This is a genomic window from Citrobacter sp. Cpo012, from assembly GCF_030333015.1.
GTDB classification, from domain to species: Bacteria; Pseudomonadota; Gammaproteobacteria; order Enterobacterales; family Enterobacteriaceae; genus Citrobacter; species Citrobacter portucalensis.
Window position 1 is genome coordinate 224300 of the sequence record NZ_JAOWGR010000042.1, and the last position, 20661, is coordinate 244960.

General features: G+C 53.4%; 20 protein-coding genes and 1 other RNA gene. 7 read left to right on the forward strand and 14 right to left on the reverse strand.

All coding sequences use genetic code 11. The features are described 5' to 3' along the window. Positions 1 to 37: 37 nt before the first annotated feature. Positions 38 to 445 (reverse strand): protein YgfX, encoded by a 408-nt coding sequence (locus OGX90_RS19275; protein ID WP_234692660.1) that lies wholly within the window; start codon positions 443 to 445, stop codon positions 38 to 40. Beyond that, the gene (sdhE, locus tag OGX90_RS19280; protein WP_003825514.1) at positions 426 to 692 is read right to left on the reverse strand and encodes an FAD assembly factor SdhE; all 267 of its coding nucleotides are present in this window, start codon (positions 690 to 692) and stop codon (positions 426 to 428) included. The genes OGX90_RS19275 and sdhE overlap by 20 nt, the downstream gene beginning before the upstream one ends. Before the next feature lie 257 nt (positions 693 to 949). Here sdhE and ygfZ point away from each other — a divergent pair, with 257 nt between their 5' ends. Continuing rightward, the gene (gene ygfZ, locus OGX90_RS19285; RefSeq protein WP_234692661.1) at positions 950 to 1933 is read left to right on the forward strand and encodes a tRNA-modifying protein YgfZ; all 984 of its coding nucleotides are present in this window, start codon (positions 950 to 952) and stop codon (positions 1931 to 1933) included. Positions 1934 to 2064: 131 nt separating this feature from the next. Here the strand turns inward: ygfZ and trhA are convergent, their stop codons facing one another. Continuing rightward, complete coding sequence (trhA, locus tag OGX90_RS19290) at positions 2065 to 2727, reverse strand: PAQR family membrane homeostasis protein TrhA (protein WP_234692662.1); 663 nt, start codon at positions 2725 to 2727, stop codon at positions 2065 to 2067. Between the two features lie 163 nt (positions 2728 to 2890). After that, a complete protein-coding gene (gene yqfB / locus OGX90_RS19295) occupies positions 2891 to 3202 on the reverse strand; it encodes a N(4)-acetylcytidine aminohydrolase (protein WP_008785743.1) in 312 nt (103 codons plus the stop codon). Between the two features lie 52 nt (positions 3203 to 3254). Here yqfB and OGX90_RS19300 point away from each other — a divergent pair, with 52 nt between their 5' ends. Next, entirely contained in the window at positions 3255 to 3983 is a 729-nt protein-coding gene (locus OGX90_RS19300) for a MurR/RpiR family transcriptional regulator (RefSeq protein ID WP_008785744.1), read from the forward strand. 120 nt (positions 3984 to 4103) lie between these two features. Further along, positions 4104 to 5537, forward strand: a complete 1434-nt coding sequence (bglA, locus tag OGX90_RS19305; RefSeq protein WP_234692663.1) for a 6-phospho-beta-glucosidase BglA — start codon at positions 4104 to 4106, stop codon at positions 5535 to 5537. Positions 5538 to 5630: 93 nt separating this feature from the next. Here the strand turns inward: bglA and OGX90_RS19310 are convergent, their stop codons facing one another. The 8 genes from OGX90_RS19310 to OGX90_RS19345 form a co-directional block, all read right to left on the reverse strand. Continuing rightward, a complete protein-coding gene (locus OGX90_RS19310; RefSeq protein WP_234692664.1) occupies positions 5631 to 6374 on the reverse strand; it encodes an SDR family oxidoreductase in 744 nt (247 codons plus the stop codon). Between the two features lie 77 nt (positions 6375 to 6451). Continuing rightward, positions 6452 to 9325, reverse strand: a complete 2874-nt coding sequence (gene gcvP / locus OGX90_RS19315; protein WP_003825499.1) for an aminomethyl-transferring glycine dehydrogenase — start codon at positions 9323 to 9325, stop codon at positions 6452 to 6454. 127 nt (positions 9326 to 9452) lie between these two features. After that, positions 9453 to 9842: a glycine cleavage system protein GcvH gene (gene gcvH, locus OGX90_RS19320; RefSeq protein WP_003026965.1), complete on the reverse strand. Its 390-nt coding sequence runs from the start codon at positions 9840 to 9842 to the stop codon at positions 9453 to 9455. A gap of 25 nt (positions 9843 to 9867) precedes the next feature. Further along, the gene (gcvT, locus tag OGX90_RS19325) at positions 9868 to 10962 is read right to left on the reverse strand and encodes a glycine cleavage system aminomethyltransferase GcvT (protein ID WP_057067556.1); all 1095 of its coding nucleotides are present in this window, start codon (positions 10960 to 10962) and stop codon (positions 9868 to 9870) included. 452 nt (positions 10963 to 11414) lie between these two features. Then, positions 11415 to 12617 (reverse strand): FAD-dependent 2-octaprenylphenol hydroxylase, encoded by a 1203-nt coding sequence (gene ubiI, locus OGX90_RS19330; RefSeq protein WP_167820650.1) that lies wholly within the window; start codon positions 12615 to 12617, stop codon positions 11415 to 11417. 115 nt (positions 12618 to 12732) lie between these two features. Continuing rightward, complete coding sequence (gene ubiH, locus OGX90_RS19335; RefSeq protein WP_174771099.1) at positions 12733 to 13911, reverse strand: 2-octaprenyl-6-methoxyphenyl hydroxylase; 1179 nt, start codon at positions 13909 to 13911, stop codon at positions 12733 to 12735. Then, positions 13908 to 15233 (reverse strand): Xaa-Pro aminopeptidase, encoded by a 1326-nt coding sequence (gene pepP, locus OGX90_RS19340; RefSeq protein ID WP_048215582.1) that lies wholly within the window; start codon positions 15231 to 15233, stop codon positions 13908 to 13910. Before pepP ends, ubiH begins: the two co-directional genes overlap by 4 nt. A 24-nt stretch (positions 15234 to 15257) precedes the next feature. Then, positions 15258 to 15836 carry a YecA/YgfB family protein gene (locus tag OGX90_RS19345; protein ID WP_003026978.1) on the reverse strand — a complete coding sequence of 193 codons (579 nt, stop codon included), beginning with the start codon at positions 15834 to 15836 and terminating at the stop codon, positions 15258 to 15260. A gap of 167 nt (positions 15837 to 16003) precedes the next feature. Between OGX90_RS19345 and zapA the strand changes: the two genes are divergently transcribed. The 3 genes from zapA (at position 16004) to OGX90_RS19360 (ending at position 17174) form a co-directional block, all read left to right on the forward strand. After that, positions 16004 to 16333, forward strand: coding sequence for a cell division protein ZapA (gene zapA / locus OGX90_RS19350; RefSeq protein ID WP_003026980.1), 330 nt, complete (start codon positions 16004 to 16006; stop codon positions 16331 to 16333). A 41-nt stretch (positions 16334 to 16374) separates the two neighbouring features. Further along, positions 16375 to 16558: non-coding RNA, 6S RNA (gene ssrS / locus OGX90_RS19355), on the forward strand. A 19-nt stretch (positions 16559 to 16577) separates the two neighbouring features. After that, the gene (locus tag OGX90_RS19360) at positions 16578 to 17174 is read left to right on the forward strand and encodes a 5-formyltetrahydrofolate cyclo-ligase (protein WP_100271935.1); all 597 of its coding nucleotides are present in this window, start codon (positions 16578 to 16580) and stop codon (positions 17172 to 17174) included. A gap of 118 nt (positions 17175 to 17292) precedes the next feature. Here OGX90_RS19360 and serA read toward each other — a convergent pair whose 3' ends face one another. Together serA and rpiA are read right to left on the reverse strand one after the other, a co-directional pair. Further along, on the reverse strand, positions 17293 to 18525 hold the full coding sequence (gene serA / locus OGX90_RS19365; RefSeq protein WP_003825480.1) for a phosphoglycerate dehydrogenase: 1233 nt from the start codon (positions 18523 to 18525) through the stop codon (positions 17293 to 17295). A gap of 271 nt (positions 18526 to 18796) precedes the next feature. Then, positions 18797 to 19456: a ribose-5-phosphate isomerase RpiA gene (gene rpiA / locus OGX90_RS19370; protein WP_003825479.1), complete on the reverse strand. Its 660-nt coding sequence runs from the start codon at positions 19454 to 19456 to the stop codon at positions 18797 to 18799. A gap of 170 nt (positions 19457 to 19626) precedes the next feature. Here rpiA and argP point away from each other — a divergent pair, with 170 nt between their 5' ends. Then, positions 19627 to 20520 carry a DNA-binding transcriptional regulator ArgP gene (gene argP, locus OGX90_RS19375; protein WP_003825477.1) on the forward strand — a complete coding sequence of 298 codons (894 nt, stop codon included), beginning with the start codon at positions 19627 to 19629 and terminating at the stop codon, positions 20518 to 20520. Positions 20521 to 20661: the final 141 nt, after the last annotated feature.

Genomic DNA, 20661 nt, shown 5'->3' on the forward strand with positions numbered 1-20661 from the left:
GCCTTCAAGCTGCGCGCCATCAGGCATGTGTCATGCGTTACCCTTGCTTCGCCTTTTGCAGCATCAACCGCCGTAAATCCCGCCACTCTGCATCATCCATACTGTCTACTGCCAGCCACAAATGTTGACGTTTTCCGGCATCAGATCGCAAACGCAGCATCATGCCTGTTTTAACCATCCAGGGGGCGTTAACGATAGACCACTCTTGCCCTTGCCAGCGCAGACGGCCATCCATCAATAGCCGAATCTCACCCTGACAGGCGTTGATTCGACGCTGACTGCGAACGCTATCGAACACTACCAGAGAGAGTAAAACCAGCCATAATGGGGTGTAGCTCAATGGCCAGGGCATCAATAAAATAAACACCGCGACCAGCCCATGAATTAGCAGTGAAAGCCACTGCGCGCGCCATGATACGCGTAAATCAGATTGCCACTGGACCACGTTCCCGATTCCGTGTCTGGATAAGTCGCACCATCTGTTCCAGCTGCTCATCAGCTGGTTTCCCATGATTCATCAACCAGTTAAATAAATCTGGATCATCACATTCTAGCAGACGGATAAAGATACGTTTTTCTTCGTCACTTAAGCTGTCATATTCATGTTCAAAAAACGGCATGATCGAGATGTCCAGCTCGCGCATACCGCGGCGGCATGCCCAATGAATACGTGCTTTGTTGTTAATATCCATGTTCTTCTCCCTGTCTCGCGAAAACGAAGTATCCCGCTATTGTAACGTGTTTTTCCCGCTCTTTTTACGGGAATATCAGTAAACTGAAGCTCGCTCGCTAAATAAAACCTTATTAAGCCAAAGGATTCACCAATTTTGGATGTCTCCTCGCAAAGCGCAATATATGGCACAAATAGCCTGTTTAAACCGCTTGCAATGGGCCATAGCTCTTTTACCATTAGTCATCATCACTGCGTTAAGCAAATCAGGACATTATTATGGCTTTTACATCTTTTCCTCCTCGCCAGCCTTTTGCGTCAACGCGTTTACCTCTGACGCTAATGACGCTCGATGACTGGGCGCTCGCCACCATCACCGGTGTCGACAGTGAGAAGTATATTCAGGGTCAGGTCACGGCGGATGTCAGCCAGATGACCGAGCATCAGCACCTGTTGGCTGCACATTGTGACGCCAAAGGTAAAATGTGGAGCAACCTGCGTCTGTTCCGCCAGGGTGACGGTTTTGCATGGCTTGAGCGCCGTAGCCTGCGTGATGCGCAGCTCACTGAGCTGAAAAAATACGCGGTCTTCTCGAAGGTGGCGATCGCCCCAGACGACGAGCGCGTCCTGCTGGGCGTAGCGGGATTCCAGGCACGTGCAGCGCTGGCCAATATCTTCAGCGAATTACCGAACAGTGATAAGCAGGTCATTACCGAAGGTGCCTCCACGGTATTGTGGTTCGAACACCCTGCCGAACGTTTTCTGCTGATCGTTGATGCCACCACAGCAGAAACCTTGGTTGAAAAGCTGCGTGGCGAAGCAGAGTTAAATAACAGCCAGCAGTGGCTGGCGCTGGATATCGAAGCGGGTATCCCCGTTATTGATACAGCCAACAGTGCACAGTTTATTCCACAGGCTACCAATCTGCAGGCTCTGGGCGGGATCAGCTTTAAAAAAGGCTGCTACACCGGTCAGGAAATGGTGGCTCGTGCAAAATTCCGCGGAGCCAACAAACGCGCCATGTGGACTTTGGCGGGTGCCGCCGGTCGAGTACCGGAAGCTGGCGAAGACCTTGAATTAAAAATGGGCGAGAACTGGCGTCGTACTGGTACCGTACTTGCCGCAGTACAACTGGCCGATGGTCAGGTACTGGTGCAGGTTGTGATGAATAACGACATGGAGGCCGACAGCGTGTTCCGCGTCCGTGACGACGCAAAAACGCTGCGTATCGTACCGCTGCCATATTCGTTAAACGAAGAGTAATTGGTAGGCCTGATAAGCGCAGCGCCATTAGGCCATTCGGCACAGGCCGCCGGATTGCGGCATTGCCTCGTCCGGCCAACAAAATACAGCCCGGGCGAGGCGTTTACGCCGCCCCCGGGGTTGCACTGAATCTATGCGTGTTGCCCCACGTACAGATAGATCGCCAGGAAGTGGCAAACGCTGCCGCCCAGCACAAAACCGTGCCAGATCGCATGGTTATAAGGAATACGCTTACAGACGTAGAAAATTACGCCCAGCGAATACACCACACCGCCAACAGCCAGCAACGTCACGCCTCCCGCCGCCAACTTCACCGCCAGTTGATACACCACAATCAGCGAAAGCCAGCCCATTGTCAGGTAAGTCACCAGCGACAGAATTTTAAACCGGTGTGCGATGGTCAGTTTGAATAAAATACCGAGCAGCGCCAGGCTCCAGATAACAATCATCAACCCACGAGCCAGCGGCGAATCAAGCCCCACCAGCAGAAATGGCGTATAGGTCCCGGCAATCAGCAGATAAATCGCACAGTGGTCGAATTTTTTCAGCCAGGCTTTCGCTCTCTGATGGGGGATCGCGTGATACAAGGTTGAGGCGAGGAACAGCAGGATCATGCTGCCGCCGTACAGGCTATAGCTGGTAATCGCCATAGCGCTGGCATTGGTATCCACTGCCTGAACCAGCAACAACACCAGTCCGACAATCCCAAACACCAGCCCGATACCGTGACTGATGCTGTTGGCTATTTCCTCTGCCAGCGAATATCCCTGCGCGATTAATGGCTTCTGAACCATAACTTACTCCCGAGAAACGAACACTATCGTGATTGCTCCTCTAGCGTAACTGAGAATGGTTCCAGTGAACACCTGTTAGCTAAAATAATTACCAGATAAATATTTATCAATAAAAATCATGGTGTTAGTTTTTAAATTTCAGCTAACATGCGTACCATTAAAATCAAAGACATTTAAAATCAATCACATAAAATTGCGTCTGATCCGGGTAAATCTCGGCAATGACACGTTTAAGTTCTTCAAGCGTCATGTTTTCCTGCTGGGCATGTTTATCCGTCAGCGTATCCAGCGTGACGGTTGAGGTGCCAACAACCTCAATCGTGCAGAAGTAACCGTCATCTTCGAAGCGCCCAACCCGTAAAATGTCCCCGGCTTTGAAGTGTGATTCAGACTCGTCACGAATAGTGATGGTCTTGCGTCCGGCCAGAATGTCATCCTGGAAACGCTGAAAAAAAGTGATGTCATTTGGCTGCATGTTATTATTCCCTGTAGATGAAGTCTGATGAGTGAGTTTTGCCATTGTGAGTATGTTCTCCCACGCTGCCATCGCCAGTCTCAACAATCTTGAGATGCTGGTCTACAACTATGTCATCAAAAACCGTGACAAAGTCATGTACATGACCATTCGCGAACTGGCCGATGCCGTGGGTGTTTCCACTACCACCGTACTGCGCTTTTGCCGCAAGCTTAAGTGTGAAGGTTACTCAGAATTTCGCGTGCGCTTCAAATTATATTTAGAGCAGAATGAACCGCAACAGGCTAATTTCGGTGCCAGCGAAATTATCAGCTTCTTTAAAGGCGTTAATAATGATGAGTTCGATAACCTGCTCGATCAGGCTGTTGATATTATATTATCTTCCGAACGTATTATATTCGTCGGAGCGGGAACATCCGGAGCCTTAGCCAAATATGGCGCACGTTTTTTCTCAAACGTTGGAAAATTCAGTAATCACATTGATGATCCTTATTTCCCGGTAACGAATGACATGGCCAGAAACGCGCTGGCGATCGTGCTTTCTGTTTCCGGTGAAACAGAAGAGATCCTGCGCTTTGCCAGCCAGTTCAGCCTGCATAACTGTAAGGTTCTGTCTGTCACCAGTCATGAACATTCGCGGCTGGCCAAATTGGCTGACTTTAATCTCTCCTGGCACGTTCCACAGACACGCATTGCCGGGGTATACGATATAACCACGCAGATCCCTGTTATTTATATTCTGGAATCACTCGGCCGCAAGTTGGCGAAAAGAATAGCGTAAAAAAACAATCTGTTTTTGGGATGTAACAAATCACATTAGCGCTATTTTGTTATATCGTGACATTTATCTTTCCTTTGTTAGACTCAAAATCAGATTGTATTAATTTGAGACTGAGCGCAGATGAAAAAACTTACCTTACCGAAAGATTTTTTATGGGGTGGCGCGGTTGCGGCGCACCAGGTTGAAGGCGGCTGGAACAAAGGTGGCAAAGGCCCCAGCATTTGCGATGTACTGACCGGTGGTGCGCACGGCGTTCCGCGAGAAATCACTCAGGAAGTTGAGCCCGGTAAGTACTACCCCAACCACGAAGCCGTCGATTTTTACGGTCATTACAAAGAAGACATCAAGCTGTTTGCCGAGATGGGCTTCAAATGCTTCCGTACCTCAATCGCCTGGACCCGTATCTTCCCCAAAGGGGACGAAAGCCAGCCGAATGAAGAAGGGCTAAAGTTCTACGACGACATGTTCGATGAACTGCTGAAGTACAACATCGAACCGGTTATCACCCTTTCCCACTTTGAAATGCCGCTGCACCTGGTTCAACAATACGGTAGCTGGACCAATCGTAAAGTCGTCGATTTCTTTGTCCGATTTGCTGAAGTCGTTTTTGAGCGCTACAAGCACAAGGTCAAATACTGGATGACCTTTAACGAGATCAACAACCAGCGCAACTGGCGCGCACCGCTGTTTGGTTATTGCTGCTCCGGCGTGGTGTATACCGAGCATGAAAACCCGGAAGAAACCATGTACCAGGTGCTGCATCACCAGTTCGTGGCCAGCGCTCTGGCAGTGAAAGCCGCACGTCGCATCAACCCGGAAATGAAAGTCGGCTGCATGCTGGCGATGGTGCCGCTGTACCCGTTCTCCTGTAAGCCTGAAGATGTGATGTTCGCGCAGGAATCGATGCGTGAGCGCTACGTTTTCACCGACGTTCAACTGCGCGGCTACTATCCATCATATGTACTGAACGAGTGGGTACGCCGCGAATTCAACATCCGAATGGAAGCTGGAGATGAGCAAATCCTGCGTGAAGGCACCTGTGACTATCTCGGATTCAGTTACTACATGACCAACGCGGTAAAAGCGGAAGGCGGCAGCGGCGATGCCATTTCTGGTTTTGAGGGCAGCGTACCGAACCCGCACGTAAAAGCGTCCGACTGGGGCTGGCAGATTGATCCGGTCGGTCTGCGTTACGCCTTATGCGAACTGTATGAGCGCTATCAGAAACCGCTATTTATCGTAGAAAACGGATTTGGTGCCTACGACAAAGTGGAAGAAGACGGCAGCATCAACGACGACTATCGCATCGACTATTTGCGCGCCCACGTTGAAGAGATGATGAAAGCGGTAACCTATGATGGCGTAGACCTGATGGGCTACACGCCGTGGGGCTGCATCGACTGTGTCTCGTTCACCACCGGTCAGTACAGCAAGCGCTACGGCTTTATCTACGTGAACAAACACGACGACGGCACCGGCGATATGTCGCGTTCACGCAAGAAAAGTTTTAACTGGTACAAAGCGGTGATTGCCAGCAACGGCGAGAAACTTTGATTTTTTGCCGGATGGCGGCGTATACGCCTTATCCAGCCTACAGATTAAATTCCCGTAGGCCGGATAAGCATAGCGCCATCCGGCGATTAAATCCTACTTCCCGCCAGCCAGTTCCAGAAAACTGCCCGTTACGTACGACGCCTTCTCGCTCAGCAGCCAGGTAATCGCCTGCGCGACCTCCTCCGGTTGTCCTCCGCGCTGCATAGGCAACATCGATTTCACGCGATCGACCCTTCCCGGCTCGCCGCCTGAAGCGTGCATTTCAGTGTAGATAAGACCAGGTCGCACGCAGTTTACGCGGATCCCTTGCGCCGCAACCTCCAGCGCAAGGCCGGTGGTGAGCGTGTCCACAGCGCCTTTTGAGGCCGCGTAATCAACATATTCGAATGGCGCACCAAGCCGCGATGCCGCCGAAGACACATTCACAATCGCCCCGCCTTGCCCTCCGTGTTTGAACGACATGCGCTTTACCGCTTCCCGACAACACAAAAAATAGCCGGTAACATTGGTCGCCAGCACGCGGTTAATTCTTTCGGCGGTTAAGCTTTCCACCGTGCTCTGTTCAAACAAAATCCCGGCATTATTCACTAACGCGGTCAGTGGTTCCCCTTCGCGGTCAATGCATTCAAACATTGCCACAACCTGGCTTTCATTGCTGATATCAGCCCGTAGAGCAAACGCCTTTCCCCCGGCAGCGACAATAGTATTCACCCCCTCCGTTGCCGCACGGATATTGTGATGAAAGTTAACCGCAACCGTGTAACCCTCTTGCGCTAACTGCAGCGCGGTTGCCCGCCCGATGCCGCGACTGCCGCCAGTAACCAGTGCGATTCCCATGGATACCTCCAGATATGAAAAAGCCGGGAGGCGACTTCGCCTTACCCGGCCTACAAAAGCTTTACTGCGCGGAAAAGTTACTGATATTCGCTCATCGGCACGCAGGAGCAGAACAGGTTACGGTCACCGTAAACATCATCAAGGCGTTTCACGGTCGGCCAGTATTTGTTCGCCACACCAGCCGGGAAGACGGCGATTTCGCGGCTATAACCGTGATTCCACTCCGCGACCAGCTCGTTTTGCGTGTGCGGTGAGTTAACCAGCGGGTTATCTTCCAGTGACCATTCACCGGCTTTCACGCGATCGATTTCAGCGCGGATTGCCAGCATCGCATTGATAAAGCGATCAAGTTCCACTTTGCTTTCAGATTCAGTCGGTTCAACCATCAGGGTACCCGCGACCGGGAATGACATGGTCGGCGCATGGAAACCGTAATCGATCAGACGCTTGGCAATATCCAGTTCGCTGATGCCAGTCTCTTCTTTCAGTGGGCGAATATCGAGAATGCATTCATGCGCCACGCGACCGTCGCGACCGGTATACAGCACCGGATAAGCATCTTTCAGACGGCTGGCAATGTAGTTAGCGTTAAGGATAGCCACCTGGCTTGCCTGCTTCAGACCTTCTGCACCCATCATACGGATGTACATCCAGCTGATCGGCAGAATGGATGCACTACCGAACGGCGCCGCAGAAACTGCGCCCTGACGGGTGAGCATTCCTTCAATCTGCACTACGCTGTGACCCGGTACGAACGGTGCCAGATGTGATTTGACGCCAATCGGTCCCATACCTGGGCCGCCGCCGCCGTGCGGAATGCAGAATGTTTTATGCAGGTTGAGGTGCGAGACATCTGCGCCGATAAAGCCCGGCGTAGTGATCCCAACCTGAGCGTTCATGTTCGCGCCATCGAGGTAAACCTGGCCGCCAAACTGGTGCACAACGTCGCACACTTCACGGATCGTTTCTTCATACACGCCGTGAGTAGACGGATAGGTCACCATGATGCAGGAGAGATTCGCAGCATGTTGTTCTGCTTTTGCTCGCAGATCGTCCAGGTCGATGTTGCCGTTCTTATCACACGCGACAACCACAACCTGCATCCCCGCCATCTGTGCGGATGCCGGGTTGGTACCGTGGGCAGAAGCCGGGATCAGACAGATATCGCGATGGCCTTCGTTACGGCTTTCGTGATAGTGACGAATCGCCAGCAGACCCGCATACTCGCCCTGCGCGCCAGAGTTCGGCTGCATGCAGACGGCGTCATAACCGGTCAGTTTTACCAGCCACTCGGAAAGCTGGCCGATCATCTGGTGATAACCTTCTGCCTGCTCTGGCGGGCAGAACGGGTGAAGTTCAGCGAATTCCGGCCAGGTGATAGGGATCATCTCGGCGGCAGCATTCAGCTTCATGGTGCAAGAACCCAGCGGGATCATTGCCTGGTTCAGCGCCAGATCTTTGCGCTCCAGCGAGTGCATGTAGCGCATCATCTCGGTTTCGCTGTGATAGCGATTAAACACCGGATGGCTGAGGATCGCATCGTCACGCAGCATGCTGTCCTGAATGGAACGGCTGTCGAGCGCCACATCTTTATCCAGCGTATCGATATTCAAACCGTGGCTGTCGCCCAGCAGAACATTGAACAACTGCACCACGTTTTCACGGGTGGTGGTTTCATCGAGCGTAATACCTACCGCGTTATGGATATCGCTACGCAGGTTGATTTCTGCCGCTTCGGCACGCGCCAGAACAGCCGCTTTGTCGGCCACTTCAACACACAGAGTGTCGAAGTAGTGCGCATGGCGCAGCTTCAGCCCTTTCTGCTGCAAACCGGCCGCCAGAATATCAGTCAGGCGGTGGATGCGATTAGCGATACGTTTCAGGCCAACCGGACCATGATAAACGGCATACAGGCTGGCGATGTTGGCCAGCAGAACCTGCGAGGTACAAATGTTGGAGTTCGCTTTCTCACGGCGGATATGCTGCTCGCGAGTCTGCATCGCCATGCGCAGTGCGGTATTGCCCGCCGCATCTTTCGATACGCCGATAATACGGCCTGGCATGGAGCGTTTGAATTCGTCTTTAGCGGCGAAGAATGCCGCGTGTGGGCCGCCGTAACCCATCGGTACGCCGAAGCGTTGCGCAGAGCCGAAAACAATATCCGCGCCCTGTTTGCCCGGTGCAGTCAGCAGTACCAGCGCCATAAAGTCGGCAGCGACACTGACCACAACTTTACGGGATTTCAGCTCGGCAATCAGTTTGCTGTAGTCGTGCACTTCACCGGTGGTGCCAACCTGCTGCAACAGCACGCCAAACACATCCTGGTGATCCAGTGCTTTCGCCGCGTCATCAACAATGACGTCAAAGCCAAAGGTTTCTGCACGGGTGCGAACCACGTCCAGCGTTTGCGGGTGAACATCAGCCGCCACAAAGAAACGGTTGGCATTTTTCAGTTTGCTGACACGTTTGGCCATCGCCATGGCTTCAGCAGCCGCAGTGGCTTCATCCAGCAGAGAAGCGGAAGCCATATCCAGCCCCGTCAGGTCCAGTGTGACCTGTTGGAAGTTCAGAAGAGCTTCCAGTCGTCCCTGGGAGACTTCCGGCTGATACGGCGTATATGCGGTGTACCAGCCTGGGTTTTCCAGCATGTTACGCAGAATAACCGGTGGCAACTGCACGGCGGTGTAGCCCATGCCAATGTAGGACGTGAAGCGCTTGTTACGCCCGGCGATGGCTTTTAATTCAGCCAGCGCAGCGTATTCGGTCGCCGCCTCGCCAACCTGTGGCGGGGTTGCGAGCTGAATGTCTTTCGGCACAATCTGGCCGATCAGCGCGTTTAACGACTCGGCGCCAACCGCATTCAGCATCTCTTGCTGCTGCGCGGCGTCCGGTCCGATGTGGCGTTCAATGAAAGCGCCGCTGTTTTCAAGCTGGCTTAACGTCTGTGTCATGGGCGATGGTTCCTGAAACGTGCAGTGAATCGTGATTGTCTCTAACTCAATTGCCCGGTGGCGCTGACGCTTACCGGGCCTACATAAAACCGTAGGCCGGATAAACGCAGTGCCATCCGGCACAATCTTATTCGTCTTCCAGTAATGCCTCGTACGCAGTGGCATCCAACAGCGATTCAATTTCGCTTTCATCGCTGGCTTTGATTTTGAAAATCCAGCCGCCCGCATACGGTTCGCTGTTGACCAGTTCCGGGGAGTCGCTGAGCGCATCGTTAACCGCAACAATCTCACCGCCTACTGGCGCATAGATATCGGATGCCGCTTTTACGGACTCCGCAACGGCGCAATCATCGCCCGCGCTGACGGTGGCGCCAACTTCTGGCAGGTCAACGAAAACCATGTCACCTAACAGCTCCTGAGCGTGTTCGGTGATACCAACGGTGTAAGAGCCGTCAGCTTCTTTGCGCAGCCATTCGTGTTCTTTGCTGTATTTCAGTTCTGCAGGTACGTTGCTCATCAATCAATCTCCAAAAAAGGATGAATTACGCGACGGCTTTGCCGTTACGCACAAAAACAGGTTTAGTCACTTTTACCGGCATTTCACGGTTACGGATCTGTACGATCGCTGTCTCACCGATACCCGCAGGCACGCGCGCCAACGCGATGCTGTAACCCAGGGTTGGGGAGAATGTGCCACTGGTGATAATGCCTTCATGCTGGTTGCCAGAAGCATCGGTGAAACGCACCGGCAGTTCATTACGCAGCACGCCCTTCTCAGTCATCACCAGCCCGACCAGCTGTTCGTGGCCTTTTTCACGCTGCATTTCCAGCGCTTCACGACCAATAAAGTCGCGGTCAGCCGGTTCCCACGCGATGGTCCAGCCCATGTTGGCCGCCAGCGGAGAAATACCTTCGTCCATCTCCTGGCCATACAGGTTCATACCCGCTTCCAGACGCAGGGTGTCGCGCGCGCCGAGACCACAAGGTTTGACGCCTGCTTGTACCAGCGCACGCCAGAAATCAGCCGCTTTTTCATTCGGCATGGCGATTTCATAGCCTGCTTCGCCGGTATAACCGGTGGTTGCGATAAACAAATCACCCGCCTGAACGCCAAAGAACGGCTTCATACCTTCTACCGCATGGCGCTGTTCGTCAGTAAACAACGTGGCTGCTTTTTCCTGCGCGTTTGGCCCCTGCACCGCAATCAGCGACAGGTCGTCACGAACGGTGATGTCGATGGCGTAAGGTTCAGCGTGTTGGGTAATCCAGGATAGGTCTTTTTCGCGGGTGGCGGAGTTTACAACGAGGCGGAAGAAATCTTCAGTGAAGTAGTAGACAATCAGGTCATCTATCACGCCGCCCGAAGCGTTGAGCATCCCGGAGTAGAGGGCTTTACCCGATTTCGTTAGCTTCGCAACGTCGTTTGCCAGCAGATAACGCAAGAACTCCCGGGTGCGGCTACCGCGTAGGTCGACGATGGTCATATGCGACACATCAAACATTCCGGCGTCGGTGCGAACAGCATGGTGTTCATCGAGCTGAGAACCGTAATGCAGTGGCATCATCCAGCCATGGAAATCGACCATGCGCGCGCCACATAGCGTGTGTTGTTCGTACAAAGGAGTCTGTTGAGCCATCTTTTCCTCGTTGAATAAGCGGGGCTACCAACTCTTTCGCGGTGAAATTTTCGCCACGAAACCCAGCACCGCAGCCGCTCCAGGGGCTACGACGCAAACGTTCTCTTTGTCCTGAACTTACCACCGAAACAGACGCTAAACCATAAGTCAAAATTAACCATCACATTAGCTTATGGCGAAAAACAGCAAGATCGCCAACAGAATAAAACTCCATACATATAGCAATCAATCAGAACAACAAACAAATATAAGCGCAAAAATACAGCAACAATCCACATTAAATGTGGAAAAAATGTCAAAAATGGCGTTATGAAAAAAACGTAATATTAGAAAAACTAATGCGAAAAAAGGCGTGGAATTAGATTATTTCAAATGAGAGAAGCACCCCGGCGCGAAGGCCGGGAGAGGAAAGTGTGACGGGTCTCAAACTCTTAAGATTGTCCTTACGGACACTAACGTAACCACTCGGGAAGATCGTTCAGTCCCATCGCCTGACGGATGAGTTGTGGTTTTACGCCCGGGAGGGTATCGGCCAGTTTCAGCCCAATATCGCGTAGCAGTTTTTTCGCCGGATTCTCGCCTGCAAACAGTTCACGGAAACCCTGCATCCCCGCCAGCATCAGCGCTGCGCTGTGCTTACGGCTGCGCTCGTAGCGGCGTAAATAGAGATACTGCCCAATATCTTTGCCCTGACGCTGTAGCCGCTTAAGTTCATCGATCAGCTCTGCCGCATCCATAAAGCCCAGGTTAACCCCCTGACCCGCCAGCGGGTGGATGGTATGCGCCGCATCCCCCACCAGCGCCAGACGATGGGCCGCGAACTGGCGAGCATAACGTCCCGTCAGCGGAAACGCCTGACGTTCGCTTTCAAGGCTGCACAGCCCCAGACGATTATCAAAAGCGATATTCAGCGCCTGATTAAACTCGTCAACGCTTGCCTGCTGCATACGTTCTGCTTCCTGCGGCGAGAGCGACCAGACGATAGAACACAGGTGTGGATCGCTAAGTGGCAGGAATGCCAGGATCCCCTCGCCATGAAACGCCTGACGCGCAACCGCACCGTGAGCTTCCTGCGTACGGATAGTCGCCACCAGCGCATGATGACGGTAGTCCCAGAAGGTGAGCGGAATGTCCGCTTTATTGCGCAGCCAGGAATTAGCACCATCGGCACCGACGACCAGACGCGCCGTCAGCATTGCGCCATCTTTGAGGCTCAGAAATGCCTCGTTCTCGCCCCAGGCCACCTGCTGAATTTCAGCTGGCGCCATCAGCGTAATATCCGCTGAACGCTGCGCCTTTTGCCACAGCGCATAATGGATTTCTGAGTTTTCAACGATGTGACCCAAATGGCTGTAGCCCATGCTCTGGTCATCAAACGCAATACGTCCAAAGCTGTCTTTGTCCCAGACTTCCATGCCGTGGTAGCAGCAAGCGCGACGAGCAACAATGTCGGACCAGACGCCAAGACGGGTAAGCAGTTTTTCGCTGGCTGCATTAATGGCCGAAACGCGAAGCTGAGGAGGTGCATCCGCCGCCAACGGCTGCGGAACATGTTGTTCTAATACAGCAATGCGCAACCCACTGCCCTGCAGGCCGCAGGCAACCGCCAGCCCCACCATGCCGCCACCAACAATTGCTACATCAACACTTTGCACTGTTTGTACCTCGAAACCTGTAATCCGTAGGCCTGATAAGCGCAGCGCCATCAGGCATTTTTGCGGGGACCCTTGCCGGATGTCGGCGTTGCCTTATCCGGCCTACAGGTCATATTTATCGTGCAACCCAACCCAGGGTCCGCTCCGCCAGCGCATCGCGCGCAGGGGTGAATAATTCCATCGCCATCAACCCGACATTGCGCCCAACAACCAGCGGGGCCCAGTGATTGGCAAACAAATACACTAAATTGTTGGTCACACCAATCGTCGTCTCGCGATCGCGCTCGCGGCGCTGCTGATAGCGTGCCAGCACCGCATAATCACCCACATCTTCCGTGCCGTTCTGCGCCTGCGTCAACGTCTCAGCAAGGCTCATTACATCGCGCAGGCCAAGGTTGAAACCTTGCCCGGCAATGGGATGCAGCGTCTGGGCGGCGTTCCCTACCAGCACGGTACGATGGGTAATCGCTTTCAGCGCCGTAGTTAACGAAAGCGGATAAGCGCTGCGTTTACCAGCCTGGGTAATACGTCCCAGTCGCCAGCCAAATGCGGTTTGCAGTTCACGGCAAAACTGTTCGTCGGACCAGGCCATGATCTCATCACGCTGCTCCAGCGGATGGCACCACACCAGCGAGCAGCGACCGTCAGACATTGGCAGCATTGCCAGCGGGCCATATTGCGTGAAGCGTTCAAACGCTCGCCCATCGTGCGGTACAGAGGTCGTGACGTTGGCAATCACCGCCAGTTGCTCATAAGGCTGTTGCAGCCAGTCAACACCGCAGGCAGTCGCCAGTGCGGAACGCGTGCCGTCAGCAGCCACCAGCAGGCGACCGGTAATCATCTCGCCATTCTCCAGCGTCACTTCAACGTGCTCCTGCGTGCGCGACACGCTGGCTACGCGGTCGGGGCAGTGCAATGTGACGCCCGGTGCTTTGCGCAGCAGCGCAAACAGACGCAGCCCGACGTCGTGCAGTTCTACCACCTGGCCCAGAGCCGGAATACGGTATTCCTGCGCATCCAGCGTCACAAATCCGGCATGGCCGCGATCGCTGACGTGAACCGTTTTAATGGCCGTTGCGCAATCGGCAATCGCCTGCCATACGCCAATTCGCGCCAGCTGTTGGCAGGTACCTGCCGCCAGCGCGATCGCCCGGGCGTCAAACCCGGGATGGCGGTCAGTTTCAGGTTCGCTCGCTTCTATCAGATGAACCGGCAGAGTCCCATGACTGAGCTGGGAAATGGCCAGCGCCAGCGTCGCGCCAACCATACCACCACCAACGATAATCACGCTCATTGCAGTCGCGCCGCAGCCATTAAGGCTTCAATGTCATCAGCTTTCTTCACTACGCTGGCGGTCAGGTTTTCATTGCCGTCCTCGGTGATGAGGATGTCATCCTCAATACGAATACCGATACCACGATAGGCCGGTGGTACATCGGCATCCGGTGCGATATACAGTCCCGGTTCGACGGTGAGTACCATTCCCGGCTCAAGAATACGTGAGCGGTCCTGACCATAAACGCCGACGTCGTGCACATCCAGACCCAGCCAGTGACTTAGACCATGCATAAAGAATGGGCGGTGCGCATTTTCGGTAATCAACTGATCGACATCACCGTGCAGAATGCCAAGCTTCACCAGGCCCGTAATCATGATACGCACCACTTCGCCAGTGACTTCCTGAATGGACGTTCCGGGACGATACAGACGCAGGCTGGTCTCTAAGGATTCCAGTACGATATCGTAGATTTCACGCTGCGCTGGGGTAAATTTACCGTTTACCGGGAAGGTACGCGTAATGTCACCCGCATAGCCTTTGTATTCGCATCCAGCGTCGATTAGCACCAGATCGCCATCGCGCATTTCACTTTCATTTTCGGTGTAATGCAGGATACAGCCGTTTTCACCGCTGCCGACAATCGTGTTATAGGACGGATAACGCGCGCCATGACGGGTAAATTCATGGTGAATCTCCCCTTCTAACTGGTATTCAAACATTCCTGGACGGCATTTTTCCATCGCGCGGGTATGCGCCAGTGCGGTGATTTCTCCGGCACGACGCATGACCGCAATTTCTTCCGGTGATTTGAACAGGCGCATTTCATGCACCATCGGACGCCAGTCGATAATCGCGGCAGGCGCGTGCAGATTTTGTCTGGAGCCTTTGCGCAGTTTATCCAGCGCCGTGCACACAATCTCGTCGGCCCAGGCATACTCGCCCTGGGCGTGGTATACCGCGTCCAGACCATTGAGCAGCAAATACAGCTGTTGATTGATTTCACTGAAGGCCAGCGCCCGGTCAACGCCAAGTTTTGCCGGGGCAGCATCCTGGCCCAGACGGCGGCCAAACCAGATCTCCGCCGTCAGATCGCGAACCCGATTGAACAAAACGCTGTGGTTATGAGTGTCATCACTTTTAATCAGCACCAGCACGGCTTCAGGTTCGTTAAAACCGGTGAAGTACCAGAAATCACTGCTTTGGCGGTAAGGGTATTCACTGTCCGCACTACGCGTCGCTTCCGGTGCGGCAAAAATCAGCGCGGCGCTGCCGGGCTGCATTTGTGCCAGTAAAGCCTGGCGACGACGCTGGAATTCTTGCTGAGATATCTCGCTCATCACACTCTCCTTTGCGTTTCGTTCTTAGTGCAGAGTCGGTTTACGGACTTCCGGCGCGGTCGGCTGCTGACGCGTAAACGTGTCATGGCACAGCAAGGCGGCTACGCGCACGTATTCGATGATCTCTTCGAGCGACATTTCCAGCTCTTCCTGATCTTCGTCTTCGTCATATCCCAACTGAGCGATATTGCGCAGGTCGTCAATCGCTTCCCCGGTTTCGCCGGTCACTTTGTCGAGCTTCGGCTGCGTGACGCCAAGGCCCAGTAAAAAGTGGTTTACCCATCCCGCCAGCGCATCGGCGCGATCGAACACGCTGACGTCATCCCCTTCAGGCAGATAAAGCTGAAAAAGGAAGCCGTCGTCTTCGAGGGCATCACTGGTGGCAGAGTGCATTTTCAGCAGCGCCTGAGCCAGCTCGTGACCAAAGGCCAGACCTTCGTTCGTCAGGTCGTGCAGCAGCGGCTGCCATGAGCTGTCGTTGTTTCCGCCGCAAATCATTCCGCTTATCAAGCCGTGCATTTCGGCCGGGGTTAATCCAGCCCCTTGTTGGTTCAAAAACTGGCTAACTTCGTTGTAACCAGGCATTTCGTTCTGTATAGACATAAGCATTCGTCATCAAAGGGAGGAATATTCATGGTATGCTACCACTTTGGACCCTGGTGGACCAGAAAAGGGCTTGTATCTTGATACCAGGGTAGCTATAGTGTCGCCCCTTCGCGGACCCACGGTCTGGAGACGAAGGCAGCGCAGTCAATCAGCAGGAAGGTGGCATGTCTGCACAACCCGTCGATATCCAAATATTTGGCCGTTCACTGCGAGTGAATTGCCCGCCTGAACAAAGGGATGCGTTGAATCAGGCTGCGGACGATCTCAATCAGCGATTGCAAGATCTGAAAGTTCGCACTAGAGTCACAAATACTGAGCAGTTGGTTTTCATCGCCGCGTTGAACATCAGCTATGAATTAACTCAGGAAAAAGCGAAGACGCGTGAGTACGCGGCGAGCATGGAACAACGTATTCGGATGCTACAACAGACCATCGAACAGGCGTTGCTTGATCAGGGTCGCATAACCGAAAAAACGGGCCAAAACTTTGAATAACACTTTTCGGTTTACTGTGGTAGAGTGACCGTGAAGACAAAATTTCTCTGAGATGTTTGCAAGCGGGCCAGTCCCCTGAGCCGATATTTCATACCACAAGAATGTGGCGCTCCACGGTTGGTGAGCATGCTCGGCCCGTCCGAGAAGCCTTAAAACTGTGACGACGCATTCACCTTGAACCAAGGGTTCAAGGGTTACAGCCTGCGGCGGCATCTCGGAGATTCCCTTCTACCTGGCAACAGCCATGACATTACTTTCAGAACTCCCTTTATCCCGGCATGAAATCCGTCAACTGATTCGGCAGCGTCGTCGCGCGCTTACCTCCGAACAGCAACGACAATACGGTCAGCAAGCCGCAACCCGAATGCTCAGCTTTCCCCCTGTTGTACTCGCTCATACCGTGGCGGTATTCCTCTCGTTCGATGGCGAACTCGATACCCAGCCGCTAATAGATCAGCTGTGGCGAGCGGGCAAGCGCGTCTATCTTCCGGTTCTTCATCCCTTCAGCCCTGGCAACCTGCTGTTCCTGCATTATCATCCGCACAGCGACCTGGTAACCAATCGCTTAAAGATCCAGGAACCACGACTTGATGTACGTGACGTATTGCCGCTCTCACAGCTGGATGTACTGATTACGCCGTTAGTGGCGTTTGATGAGGTCGGGCAACGCCTGGGTATGGGCGGCGGATTTTACGATCGGACGCTTCAAAACTGGCAGCAGCATAAGATCCAGCCCGTAGGCTACGCGCACGATTGTCAGCGAGTGGAAAAGCTACCTGTCGAAGAATGGGATATCCCGCTGCCTGCGGTGGTGACGCCGTCCAAAATCTGGGAGTGGTAGCTTTTTTACCAATTGCGGCAAGGCTCGAAAACAGAATGTATGCGTGACAGGAAGAGATTTTGAGGCCGGGAAATCAGAGGAAAGATGGGCAGGTCATCGCCTGCCCATGTAGAGGAAATCAGTACAGCAGACGAGCGCGAATGGTTCCCGGAAGGGCTTTCATCGCCAGCAGCGCTTTCTCTGCCACATCTTCATCCGCTTCAATATCAATAACCACGTAACCTACCTGTGCGGAAGTCTGCAGATACTGCGCGGCAATGTTGACGCCCTGCTCGGCAAAAATCTGGTTCAGCGCAGTCAGTACGCCCGGACGGTTTTCGTGAATGTGCATCAGACGACGACCGCCGTGCAGCGGCAGCGAAACTTCCGGGAAGTTAACAGCAGACAGCGTAGAGCCGTTGTCGGAATACTTGGTCAGTTTCCCAGCCACTTCCAGACCGATGTTTTCCTGTGCTTCCAGCGTTGAACCACCAATGTGCGGCGTCAGGATCACGTTGTCGAAATCACACAGCGGCGAAGTGAAAGGATCGCTGTTGGTTGCCGGCTCGGTTGGGAATACGTCGATTGCTGCCCCTGCCAGGTGCTTGGTCGCTAACGCGTCGCACAGCGCAGGAATATCAACAACTGTACCGCGTGCGGCGTTAATCAGCAGCGCGCCTGGTTTCATCAACGCAATCTCACGCGCGCCCATCAGATTTTTGGTGGAGGCATTTTCCGGTACGTGCAAACTGACCACGTCGCTCATATTGAGCAGGTCGGAAAGATGCTGCACCTGCGTGGCGTTGCCGAGCGGGAGTTTATTTTCAATATCATAGAAATAGACGTGCATCCCCAGCGATTCCGCCAGAATGCCTAGCTGAGTACCAATGTGACCATAACCGATGATCCCCAGTTTTTTGCCACGCGCTTCAAACGAGCCGGTAGCCAGTTTATTCCACACGCCGCGGTGTGCTTTGGCGTTAGCTTCGGGTACGCCGCGTAGCAGCAGCAGCAGTTCGCCAATCACCAGTTCCGCAACGGAACGCGTGTTAGAGAATGGTGCGTTAAACACGGGGATACCGCGCTTTGCCGCAGCGCTGAGATCAACCTGGTTGGTGCCGATACAGAAGCAGCCAATCGCGACCAGTTTCTCTGCGGCGTCAATCACATCTTCAGTCAGATGGGTACGGGATCGCAGGCCAATGAAGTGGGCATCACGGATGGACTCTTTCAGTTGTTCAGTGTCCAGAGCGCCTTTATGAAACTCGATGTTGGTATAACCTGCTGCACGAAGGCTTTCGAGCGCTTTTTGATGCACGCCTTCAACCAGCAGAAATTTAATCTTATCTTTCTCCAGTGATACCTTTGCCATTTCCCCGACCCTGTCTTTTTTTGTTCAAACTGATGTGTTGTGTGTGGGATTTTCATCCGTCTCTTCAACATATCAAAAAATAATATTGCGGCAATATGAACGTTTGCGTCGCCGTGCTGAAGAAATGTCATTCAGAGAGAAATGTCAGAGGAAAATACTGGCGATAACTTTTTCTTTGGAGAGATCGGCAGGACAATATTATAAACGTGACACAAGTCACCAAATTTGCCCTGCCAAAATTTTTTTAACGGGAGAAGACACTCCCGTCAGATCATTTTACGATAGTTTTCACGCCGTCTGGCGTACCGATCAGCGCAACATCCGCACCACGGTTGGCAAACAGACCGACGGTTACCACGCCCGGAATCGCATTGATGGCGTTTTCCATCGCGATGGCATCGAGGATCTCCAGACCGTGTACATCAAGGATCACGTTACCATTGTCCGTCACTACGCCCTGACGGTATTCAGGACGACCGCCCAGCTTCACCAACTGGCGAGCCACAGCGCTGCGCGCCATTGGGATCACTTCAACCGGCAGCGGGAAGTTACCGAGAATATCGACTTCTTTGGACGCGTCGGCAATGCAGATAAATTTCTTCGCCACGGAAGCAATAATTTTTTCACGGGTCAACGCTGCGCCGCCGCCCTTGATCATCTGCATGTGGCCGTTGATTTCATCCGCGCCGTCAACGTATACGCCGAGGCTGTCCACTTCGTTAAGATCGAACACGTGGATACCGAGGCTTTTGAGTTTTTCGGTTGAAGCGTCCGAACTGGATACCGCACCTTCAATCTGACCTTTCATTGTGCCCAGCGCATCAATAAAGTGTGCGGCTGTTGAACCTGTACCTACGCCCACAATGGTACCGGGCTGTACATACTGAAGTGCCGCCCATCCTACTGCTTTTTTCAGTTCATCCTGCGTCATGATCGTTTCGCCTGTGGTGTGAATATGGTGGGAAAATTCACGCGCATTATAGAACATTGTGCAGAAAAATGTCCCCACACCCGCTCGCAAGCGGCGGATTTCGTCTTTACCCAACCTAAATTTGTGTCATAGTGCAGAACAAGCAAAATTTTCAGGAGTGCGTCAAAGCAATGAAACGTCCGGACTACAGAACACTACAAGCACTGGATGCGGTTATTCGTGAACGAGGATTTGAGCGCGCGGCGCAAAAGCTGTGCATCACGCAATCCGCGGTTTCACAGCGCATAAAACAGCTTGAGAATATGTTCGGACAACCGCTGCTGGTGCGTACCGTACCACCACGCCCAACCGAACAGGGGCAGAAACTACTGGCGCTTTTGCGTCAGGTTGAACTGCTGGAAGACGAGTGGCTGGGTGATGAACAAACCGGCTCGACGCCACTGCTGCTCTCACTGGCGGTGAACGCCGACAGTCTGGCGACCTGGTTACTTCCTGCGCTGGCTCCGGTACTGGCCAATTCGCCGATTCGGCTGAACCTGCAGGTTGAGGATGAAACGCGCACTCAGGAGCGTCTACGTCGTGGTGAGGTGGTCGGTGCGGTGAGTATTCAGCATCAGGCGCTGCCAAGCTGTCTGGTGGATAAACTCGGCGCGCTGGACTACCTGTTTGTTGGCTCTAAACCTTTCGCCGAGCGCTATTTCCCTAACGGCGTCACCCGCTCGGCCCTGCTGAAAGCCCCAGCGGTAGCGTTTGACCATCTTGATGATATGCACCAGGCGTTCCTGCAACAAAACTTCGACCTGCCACCGGGCAGCGTGCCGTGCCATATCGTTAACTCGTCTGAAGCCTTTGTTCAATTGGCGCGTCAGGGAACGACCTGCTGCATGATCCCCCACTTGCAGATTGAGAAAGAACTGGAAAGCGGCGAGCTTATCGACTTAACACCGGGCCTGTTCCAGCGCCGGATGCTGTACTGGCACCGTTTTGCACCGGAAAGCCGCATGATGCGCAACGTCACCGATGCGCTGCTGGCCTATGGTCACAACGTACTGCGTCAGGATTAAACCGCTCATAACCTCAGAGTGCCGGATGGTGGCGTAACGCCCTATCCGGCCAACAAGCCTTTTACCCTCTTTTCATGCTATTCCCGCCACGTCTTTGAAATAAATCACAAAATCAAACACGCCACGCGGCAAAAAACGACG